The sequence below is a fragment of the Klebsiella sp. ME-303 genome, from assembly GCF_007910085.1.
Classification (GTDB): Bacteria; Pseudomonadota; Gammaproteobacteria; order Enterobacterales; family Enterobacteriaceae; genus Klebsiella; species Klebsiella michiganensis.
In genome coordinates this window covers 136,304-146,083 of sequence record NZ_VOJB01000078.1, presented here as the reverse complement: position 1 = coordinate 146,083, position 9,780 = coordinate 136,304, and the positions used below count along the sequence as shown (strand labels likewise).

Below are 9,780 nucleotides of genomic sequence, written 5' to 3'. Positions count from 1 at the left end.
TTGGGCGCCGTGTAACGATTACTATCGCCGCTGACAGCATCGAGAATGCTGTCAAAAGCGAGCTGGTCAACGTAGCGAAAAAAGTTCGCATTGACGGCTTCCGTAAAGGCAAAGTGCCGATGAATGTTGTTGCTCAGCGTTATGGCGCATCTGTTCGCCAGGACGTGCTGGGTGACCTGATGAGCCGTAACTTCGTTGACGCGATCATCAAAGAAAAAATTAATCCGGCCGGCGCGCCGAACTACGTTCCGGGCGAATACAAGCTGGGTGAAGACTTCACCTACGCGGTAGAGTTCGAAGTTTATCCGGAAGTTGAACTGCAGGGTCTGGAAGCGATCGAAGTTGAAAAACCGGTTGTTGAAGTGACCGATGCTGACGTTGACACCATGCTGGATACTCTGCGTAAGCAGCAGGCGAACTGGAAAGACAAAGACGGCGCTGTTGATGCAGAAGATCGCGTGACCGTTGATTTCACCGGTTCCGTTGACGGCGAAGAGTTCGAAGGCGGCAAAGCCTCTGACTTCGTACTGGCGATGGGCCAGGGTCGTATGATCCCGGGCTTTGAAGACGGTATCAAAGGTCACAAGGCTGGCGAAGAGTTCACCATCGACGTGACCTTCCCGGAAGAGTACCACGCTGAAAACCTGAAAGGTAAAGCAGCTAAGTTCGTTATCAACCTGAAGAAAGTTGAAGAACGTGAACTGCCAGAGCTGACTGAAGAGTTCATCAAACGTTTCGGCGTTGAAGATGGTTCCGTAGCCGGTCTGCGCGCTGAAGTGCGTAAAAACATGGAGCGCGAGCTGAAAGGCGCCGTGCGTAACCGCGTTAAATCTCAGGCTATCGAAGGTCTGGTTAAAGCTAACGATATCGACGTTCCGGCTGCGCTGATCGACAGCGAAATCGACGTTCTGCGCCGTCAGGCTGCTCAGCGTTTCGGCGGTAACGAGAAACAGGCTCTGGAGCTGCCGCGTGAGCTGTTCGAAGAGCAGGCTAAACGCCGCGTTGTTGTTGGCCTGCTGCTGGGCGAAGTGATTCGTACCAACGAGCTGAAAGCTGACGAAGATCGCGTTAAAGGCCTGATCGAAGAGATGGCTTCCGCTTACGAAGATCCGAAAGAAGTGGTTGAGTTCTACAGCAAAAACAAAGAGCTGATGGACAACATGCGCAACGTCGCGCTGGAAGAGCAGGCCGTTGAAGCCGTGCTGGCGAAAGCTAAAGTGTCTGAAAAAGCCACTTCCTTCAGCGAACTGATGAACCAGCAGGCGTAATTTCGCCCCAAGGTTTAAGGTTTGAGCAAAAACCCGTTGCCGAAAGGCTGCGGGTTTTTTTATTGCAATGATAGCCTTAGGATGAGTGCGAAAAGGCGATTTCAGTGATAGCGTTACGACAAAAGATTGTTATGCTTGAATTATGGCAACGTCATCCCCATAACCGGGAGACGTAACTGCATTGGCATAATCATGCGCCGTAATGAAGCGTGCATCTATGCACTTCTGCCCGACGGCAGAAATTCTGGCTGATAATCCGTCCGTAAGGTTACAATCAGTGCAGCGGTTTTTTTCAAATTAATCCAGGAGACGGAAATGTCATACAGTGGCGAACGAGACAACTTTGCACCCCATATGGCCCTGGTGCCGATGGTCATTGAACAGACCTCACGCGGCGAACGTTCATTTGATATTTACTCCCGTCTGCTCAAGGAGCGCGTCATTTTTCTGACCGGCCAGGTAGAAGACCACATGGCTAACCTGATCGTGGCGCAGATGCTGTTTCTGGAAGCGGAAAACCCGGAAAAAGATATCTATCTGTACATTAACTCTCCGGGCGGGGTGATTACCGCCGGGATGTCTATCTATGACACCATGCAGTTCATCAAGCCTGACGTGAGCACCATTTGTATGGGCCAGGCGGCCTCAATGGGCGCGTTCCTGCTGACCGCCGGGGCGAAAGGCAAGCGTTTCTGCCTGCCGAACTCCCGCGTGATGATTCACCAGCCGCTGGGCGGCTACCAGGGCCAGGCGACGGATATCGAAATCCACGCCCGCGAAATCCTGAAAGTGAAAGGTCGCATGAATGAACTGATGGCACATCATACGGGTCAATCCCTTGAGCAGATCGAGCGCGATACCGAGCGCGATCGCTTCCTGTCTGCCTCAGAAGCAGTGGAATACGGCCTCGTTGACTCTATTTTGACTCATCGTAATTGATGCCCCAGGCGCAAGGGTGCCGCTATACTTGTTTGAAAGAGGGCGGCACAACGCTTCACAGCGGTTTGCGCCTGAGAATGGCATTTGCGTCGTCGTGTGCGGCACAAAGAACTTAATAAGAGGTTTGGACTCATGACAGATAAACGCAAAGATGGTTCGGGCAAACTGTTGTACTGCTCTTTTTGCGGCAAAAGCCAGCATGAAGTGCGTAAGCTAATCGCCGGGCCATCCGTGTATATCTGCGACGAATGCGTTGATTTATGTAACGACATCATTCGCGAAGAAATTAAAGAAGTCGCGCCGCATCGCGAGCGCAGCGCGCTGCCGACGCCGCACGAAATTCGCCATCATCTGGACGATTACGTTATCGGCCAGGAGCCGGCGAAAAAAGTGCTGGCGGTGGCGGTATACAATCACTACAAACGTCTGCGCAATGGCGATACCAGCAACGGCGTTGAGCTGGGCAAAAGTAACATTCTGCTGATCGGGCCGACCGGTTCCGGTAAAACGCTGCTGGCGGAAACGCTCGCGCGCCTGCTGGATGTGCCTTTCACCATGGCGGATGCCACCACCCTGACCGAAGCCGGCTACGTGGGTGAAGACGTTGAGAACATCATCCAGAAGCTGCTGCAGAAGTGCGACTACGACGTACAGAAAGCCCAGCGCGGTATCGTCTACATTGATGAAATCGATAAAATTTCCCGTAAATCGGATAACCCGTCGATCACTCGCGATGTTTCCGGCGAAGGCGTGCAGCAGGCGCTGCTGAAGCTTATTGAAGGTACCGTTGCCGCGGTTCCGCCGCAGGGCGGGCGTAAGCATCCGCAGCAGGAGTTCCTGCAGGTTGATACCTCTAAGATCCTGTTCATCTGCGGCGGCGCCTTTGCCGGTCTGGATAAGGTCATTTCCCACCGTGTTGAAACCGGTTCAGGTATTGGTTTCGGCGCGACGGTCAAGGCGAAGTCTGACAAAGCCAGCGAAGGCGAGCTGCTGTCTCAGGTTGAGCCGGAAGATCTGATCAAGTTTGGCCTGATTCCTGAGTTCATCGGGCGTCTGCCGGTTGTGGCGACCCTGAGCGAGCTGAGCGAAGAAGCGCTGATTCAGATCCTCAAAGAGCCGAAAAACGCCCTGACCAAGCAGTATCAGGCGCTGTTCAGCCTGGAAGGCGCTGAGCTGGAATTCCGCGACGAAGCGCTGGACGCTATCGCTAAGAAAGCGATGGCGCGTAAAACCGGGGCTCGCGGTCTGCGTTCTATCGTTGAAGCCGCGCTGCTCGATACCATGTACGATCTTCCGTCAATGGAAGACGTGGAAAAAGTGGTCATCGACGCTTCGGTTATCGATGGCCAGAGCAAGCCGCTGCTGATTTACGGCAAACCGGAAGCGCAGCAGGCATCTGGTGAATAATTAACCATTTTGCTCAAGCAGTTAACAAAAAGGGGGGATTTTATCTCCCCTTTTATTTTTCCTGCATTCCCGCCGTTGAATGTATGGAATACATCCCCATATACTGGTTTACATATTAACGGCGACGCGTCGTTGAGTTGCGTCGTCGGCTACCTGGCGGACTTTAAACTAAGAGAGAGCTCTATGAATCCTGAGCGTTCTGAACGCATTGAAATCCCCGTATTGCCGTTGCGCGATGTGGTGGTTTATCCGCACATGGTCATACCCCTGTTTGTAGGGCGGGAAAAATCTATCCGTTGCCTCGAAGCAGCCATGGATCATGATAAAAAAATCATGCTGGTTGCGCAGAAAGAAGCCTCGACGGATGAGCCGGGTGTAAACGATCTTTTCACCGTCGGGACCGTGGCGTCTATTTTGCAAATGCTGAAGCTACCGGACGGTACTGTCAAAGTGCTGGTCGAAGGTTTACAGCGCGCGCGCATCTCTGCGCTGTCTGATAACGGCGAGCATTTTTCGGCGAAGGCTGAATATCTTGAATCGCCGGCGATTGACGAACGCGAGCAGGAAGTGCTGGTTCGTACGGCCATCAGCCAGTTTGAAGGCTACATCAAGCTGAACAAGAAAATCCCACCGGAAGTGCTGACGTCGCTGAATAGCATTGACGATCCGGCGCGCCTGGCGGATACCATCGCTGCGCATATGCCGCTGAAGCTGGCGGACAAACAGTCCGTGCTGGAGATGTCCGACGTTAACGAACGTCTGGAATATCTGATGGCGATGATGGAGTCGGAAATCGATCTGCTGCAGGTTGAGAAGCGCATTCGCAACCGCGTGAAAAAACAGATGGAGAAATCTCAGCGCGAGTACTATCTGAATGAGCAAATGAAAGCCATTCAAAAAGAGCTCGGCGAGATGGACGACGCCCCGGACGAGAACGAAGCGCTGAAGCGTAAGATCGACGCGGCGAAAATGCCGAAAGAGGCAAAAGAGAAAACCGAAGCGGAACTGCAGAAGCTGAAAATGATGTCCCCGATGTCGGCGGAAGCGACCGTCGTTCGCGGCTACATCGACTGGATGGTGCAGGTACCGTGGAACGCCCGCAGCAAGGTCAAAAAAGACCTGCGTCAGGCTCAGGAGATCCTCGACACCGATCACTACGGCCTTGAGCGCGTGAAGGATCGTATTCTTGAGTACCTCGCGGTGCAGAGCCGTGTTAACAAGCTCAAAGGGCCGATCCTGTGCCTGGTTGGGCCTCCGGGGGTCGGTAAAACCTCTCTCGGCCAATCCATCGCCAAAGCCACCGGACGTAAGTACGTGCGTATGGCGCTGGGCGGCGTGCGTGATGAAGCGGAAATCCGCGGTCACCGTCGTACCTATATTGGCTCAATGCCGGGCAAACTGATCCAGAAAATGGCCAAAGTGGGCGTTAAAAACCCGCTGTTCTTACTGGATGAGATCGACAAGATGTCTTCGGACATGCGCGGCGATCCGGCCTCGGCGCTGCTGGAGGTGTTGGATCCGGAACAGAACGTGGCCTTTAACGATCACTATCTGGAAGTGGATTACGATCTCAGCGACGTGATGTTTGTCGCGACCTCCAACTCCATGAACATTCCGGCGCCGCTGCTGGATCGTATGGAAGTGATCCGTCTCTCCGGCTACACCGAGGATGAGAAGCTGAACATCGCCAAACGCCACCTGCTGTCAAAACAGATTGAGCGTAACGCGCTCAAAAAAGGCGAGCTGACGGTGGATGACAGCGCGATTATCGGCATTATCCGCTACTACACGCGTGAAGCGGGTGTGCGTGGTCTGGAGCGCGAAATCTCGAAACTGTGCCGTAAGGCGGTAAAACAGCTGCTGCTGGATAAATCGCTGAAGCACATCGAGATTAACGGCGACAACCTGCATGACTTCCTTGGCGTGCAGCGCTATGACTATGGCCGGGCGGATAGCGAAAACCGCGTGGGTCAGGTGACGGGTCTGGCGTGGACGGAAGTGGGCGGCGATCTGCTGACCATTGAAACCGCCTGCGTTCCGGGTAAAGGTAAGCTGACCTATACCGGTTCACTGGGTGAGGTGATGCAGGAGTCCATCCAGGCTGCGCTGACCGTGGTGCGTTCGCGTGCGGATAAGCTGGGTATCAACTCAGACTTTTACGAAAAACGCGATATTCACGTGCACGTACCGGAAGGCGCTACGCCGAAAGATGGCCCAAGCGCAGGTATCGCGATGTGTACCGCACTGGTTTCCTGTCTGACGGGCAATCCGGTGCGCGCCGATGTGGCGATGACCGGGGAAATTACCCTCCGTGGTCAGGTGTTGCCAATCGGTGGTCTGAAGGAAAAACTGCTGGCCGCGCACCGCGGCGGCATTAAGACTGTTCTGATTCCTGATGAAAACAAACGTGACCTTGAAGAAATTCCAGATAACGTTATCGCCGATTTAGATATCCATCCGGTGAAACGAATCGAGGAAGTTCTGGCACTTGCACTGCAGAACGAGCCGTTTGGTATGGAAGTCGTCACGGCAAAATAGTGATTTCGCGCAAATTGCGCTAAGAAAAATAGGGCTGGTAAGTAAATTCGTACTTGCCAGCCTTTTTTTGTGTAGCTAACTTAGATCGCTGGCAGGGGGGTCAATTACAACTCTGTTGTAAGGGCATGACAGTCCTGATATAACTGCTGCGCGGTCGCGCCACGAAGGATTCTGGTGCGATATAAATTATAAAGAGAGGAAGAGAACAGTGAATAAATCTCAACTGATTGACAAAATTGCTGCCGGTGCGGACATTTCTAAAGCCGCAGCTGGACGTGCGTTAGATGCTTTAATCGCTTCTGTTACTGAATCTCTGCAGGCTGGGGATGACGTTGCGCTGGTAGGGTTTGGTACTTTTGCTGTTAAAGAGCGCGCTGCCCGTACCGGCCGCAATCCGCAAACAGGCAAAGAAATTACCATTGCTGCTGCTAAAGTACCGGGTTTCCGTGCAGGTAAAGCGCTGAAAGACGCGGTAAACTGATCGACTTCCCCACTGGGGTCTGTGACGAAGTACAAGGGCGCATCGTAAGATGTGCCTTTTTTATTTGCCAGAATGAGACTTAATGTGACTTTATACGCACTTGTGGGCTGACAATCACCCCGTTTTCTTGTCAAAATACGTCCTCACGCGCGGCGGCCATCACATGCTATGCTGCGCGAGCTAAAGTCATCTACAGCGGAGCGTTGTTACACCATGATGGACAACCTACGCACGGCCGCCAACAGCGTCGTGCTCAAGATTATTTTCGGTATCATTATCGTCTCGTTCATTTTGACCGGGGTGAGTGGTTACCTGATTGGCGGTGGTAACAACTATGCCGCAAAAGTTAATGACCAGGAGATTGGTCGCGCACAGTTTGAAAATGCCGTTGCCAGCGAGCGTAATCGCATGCAGCAGCAGCTTGGCGACCAGTTCTCAGAACTGGCGGCCAATGAAAATTACATGAAGACCATGCGTCAGCAGGTGCTGAACCGTCTGATTGACGAGGCGCTGCTCGATCAGTATGCCCGTGAGCTGGGTCTCAACATCAGCGACGACCAGGTGAAGCAGGCTATCTTCCAGACCCAGGCTTTCCAGGCGGATGGCAAATTTGATAACGAGCGCTTCAGCCGTATTGTTAATCAGATGGGGATGACGACGGATCAGTACGCGCAGGCGCTTCGTAATCAGCTGACGACTCAGCAGCTGATCAACGCCGTAGCCGGTACCGACTTTATGCTGCCGGGCGAATCCGACCAGCTGGCGGCGCTGGTTTCTCAACAGCGCGTCGTTCGTGAAGCGACTATTGACGTAAACGCGCTGGCGGCGAAGCAAACCGCAACCGACGATGAAATCAACGCGTTCTACCAGCAGAACCAGGCGCGTTTTATGGCGCCTGAGCAGTTCCGCGTCAGCTACATCAAGCTGGACGCTGCCAGCATGCAGGAAAACGTCTCTGACGAAGAAATTCAGTCATGGTACGACCAGCATCAGGATCAGTTCACTCAGCCGCAGCGTAACCGCTACAGCATCATCCAGACCAAAACCGAAGCGGATGCGCAGGCGGTGCTTGATGAGCTGAAGAAAGGCGCTGACTTCGCCACGCTGGCCAAAGAAAAATCAACCGATATTATCTCTGCCCGCAGCGGCGGTGATATGGGGTGGCTGGAAGATGCGGCGACCGTGCCAGAGCTGAAAGAGGCCGGTCTGAAAGAAAAAGGCCAGCTTTCTGGCGTAATTAAATCCTCCGTTGGGTTCCTGGTTGCCCGTCTGGACGATGTTCAGGCAGCACAGGTTAAACCGCTGGCTGAGGTTCGCGACGATATTGCGGCGAAAGTGAAGCAGGAAAAAGCCCTGGATGCGTACTATGCCCTGCAGCAGAAAGTGAGCGACGCGGCGAGCAACGATAACGAGTCGCTGGCGGGCGCAGCCCAGGTTGCCGGTCTTAAAGTGGTTGAAACCGGCTGGTTTGGCCGCGACAGCCTGCCGCAAGAGCTGAATTTCAAGCCGGTCTCTGAAGCTATCTTCAACGGCGGCCTGGTGGGCGAGAACGGCACGCCGGGCAGCAACTCCGATATCATCACCGTCGACGGCGATCGTGCGTTTGTTCTGCGCATCAGCGAGCATAAACCGGAAGCGGTGAAACCGCTGGCGGATGTAAAAGCGCAGGTGAGCGATATTGTGAAGCACACGAAAGCGGAACAGCAGGCGAAGCTGGATGCCGACAAGCTGCTGACGGCCCTGAAAGAGGGCAAAGGCGATGAAGCGATGAAAGCCGCAGGCCTGAGCTTTGGTGCGCCGCAGACGCTGTCACGCACCGGTCAGGAAGCGCTGAGCCAGTCCGTCTTTGCACTTCCGCTGCCGCAGGCGGGTAAGCCAAGCTACGGCGTGGGCTCCGATCTGCAGGGCAACGTGGTGCTGCTGGCGCTGGACGAAGTGAAAGCGGGTACGATGCCGGAAGAGCAGAAAAAAGCGATGATTCAGGGGATCACCCAGAATAACGCCCAGATCGCTTTCGAAGCGCTGATGAGCAACCTGCGTAAAGCGGCGAAAATTAAGCTCGGCGACATTATCGATCAGCAACAATAATTACGTGCTGCTTCGCAAAAGCAAGTAACGTGATGTCATTCTCAAAGGCCGCTTTCGCGGCCTTTTCCATTTCTGCATTTTGCCTTTTGTACTCTTTTCCCTTCGTCGCTATCGTGACCTTGCTGTCTACAAACAAGGAGATAACAGCATGAAACGAGGAATGAAAACGCTTATTGCCGCCGTACTGGTTTGCGCGGCGGGGAGTCAGATAGCGCAGGCGGCGCCTTCTGCCGGCAAAGCGTCGGCGCCGGTAAAGGAAAGCGTGCAGTCGCCGCAGTCAAAAGCGCCGGATGCGTTAAATGCGGCGGATAGTGAAGGCACCAGGGTGAGTATCAATAACGCCAGCGCGGAAGAGCTGGCTAAGGCGCTGAATGGCGTCGGCCTGAAGAAAGCGCAGGCTATAGTGAGCTATCGCGAAGAGTACGGGCCATTTAAAACCGTTGACGATCTTAAGCAGGTACCCGGAATGGGCAACTCGCTGGTAGAGAGAAATCTGTCACATCTGAAGCTGTAAATTTTCAGCGAAAGTTTGCACAGTCGTCATTATTTGCCAGACTGAAGAGGTCATGCCAGTGGTGTGACCTCTGACCTCAAAACAACAATTAAAGATAAGGCATTTGCGCTATGCAGACACAAATCAAAGTTCGCGGCTATCATCTGGATGTCTATCAGCACGTTAACAATGCGCGTTATCTGGAGTTTCTCGAAGAAGCGCGTTGGGATGGCCTGGAAAGCAGCCCGGCCTTCCACTGGATGACCGCTCGCAACATCGCCTTTGTGGTGGTCAATATCAATATCAACTACCGCCGACCGGCGGTACTAGGCGATGTGTTAACCGTCACCAGCAAGCTCGAACAGCTGAACGGAAAAAGCGGGACGTTAAGCCAGGTAGTCACCCTCAACCCTAACGGCGAAGTGGTCGCCGATGCGCTTATCACTTTTGTCTGTATCGATCTAAAAACGCAGAAAGCGCTGCCGCTTGAGGGCGAACTGCGGGAGAAGCTGGAGCAGCTTGAGCCTCGCTAACAGGCCAGCCGGAGGGGGATGTCCCGGAGGCGG

The 9,780-nt window shown here is 53.8% G+C and carries 8 protein-coding genes; all 8 read left to right on the top strand.

What is annotated here, in order from left to right; translation table 11 throughout:
• The coding region (gene tig, locus FQK12_RS15130; RefSeq protein WP_146295735.1) for a trigger factor at window positions 1–1,268 on the top strand (1,268 nt) is incomplete at its 5' end.
• A 315-nt stretch (window positions 1,269–1,583) separates the two neighbouring features.
• Window positions 1,584–2,207: an ATP-dependent Clp endopeptidase proteolytic subunit ClpP gene (clpP, locus tag FQK12_RS15125; RefSeq protein WP_003021624.1), complete on the top strand. Its 624-nt coding sequence runs from the start codon at window positions 1,584–1,586 to the stop codon at window positions 2,205–2,207.
• Window positions 2,208–2,339: 132 nt separating this feature from the next.
• On the top strand, window positions 2,340–3,614 hold the full coding sequence (gene clpX, locus FQK12_RS15120; RefSeq protein ID WP_004099538.1) for an ATP-dependent protease ATP-binding subunit ClpX: 1,275 nt from the start codon (window positions 2,340–2,342) through the stop codon (window positions 3,612–3,614).
• A 183-nt stretch (window positions 3,615–3,797) separates the two neighbouring features.
• Complete coding sequence (gene lon, locus FQK12_RS15115) at window positions 3,798–6,152, top strand: endopeptidase La (protein ID WP_004099539.1); 2,355 nt, start codon at window positions 3,798–3,800, stop codon at window positions 6,150–6,152.
• Between the two features lie 208 nt (window positions 6,153–6,360).
• Window positions 6,361–6,633, top strand: coding sequence for a nucleoid-associated protein HU-beta (gene hupB, locus FQK12_RS15110; protein WP_002444653.1), 273 nt, complete (start codon window positions 6,361–6,363; stop codon window positions 6,631–6,633).
• Between the two features lie 213 nt (window positions 6,634–6,846).
• A complete protein-coding gene (gene ppiD, locus FQK12_RS15105; protein WP_014228181.1) occupies window positions 6,847–8,721 on the top strand; it encodes a peptidylprolyl isomerase in 1,875 nt (624 codons plus the stop codon).
• A 148-nt stretch (window positions 8,722–8,869) separates the two neighbouring features.
• The gene (locus FQK12_RS15095; protein WP_014837591.1) at window positions 8,870–9,235 is read left to right on the top strand and encodes a helix-hairpin-helix domain-containing protein; all 366 of its coding nucleotides are present in this window, start codon (window positions 8,870–8,872) and stop codon (window positions 9,233–9,235) included.
• Between the two features lie 110 nt (window positions 9,236–9,345).
• Entirely contained in the window at window positions 9,346–9,747 is a 402-nt protein-coding gene (locus tag FQK12_RS15090) for a YbgC/FadM family acyl-CoA thioesterase (RefSeq protein ID WP_004848264.1), read from the top strand.
• The last annotated feature ends 33 nt before the right edge of the window (window positions 9,748–9,780 follow it).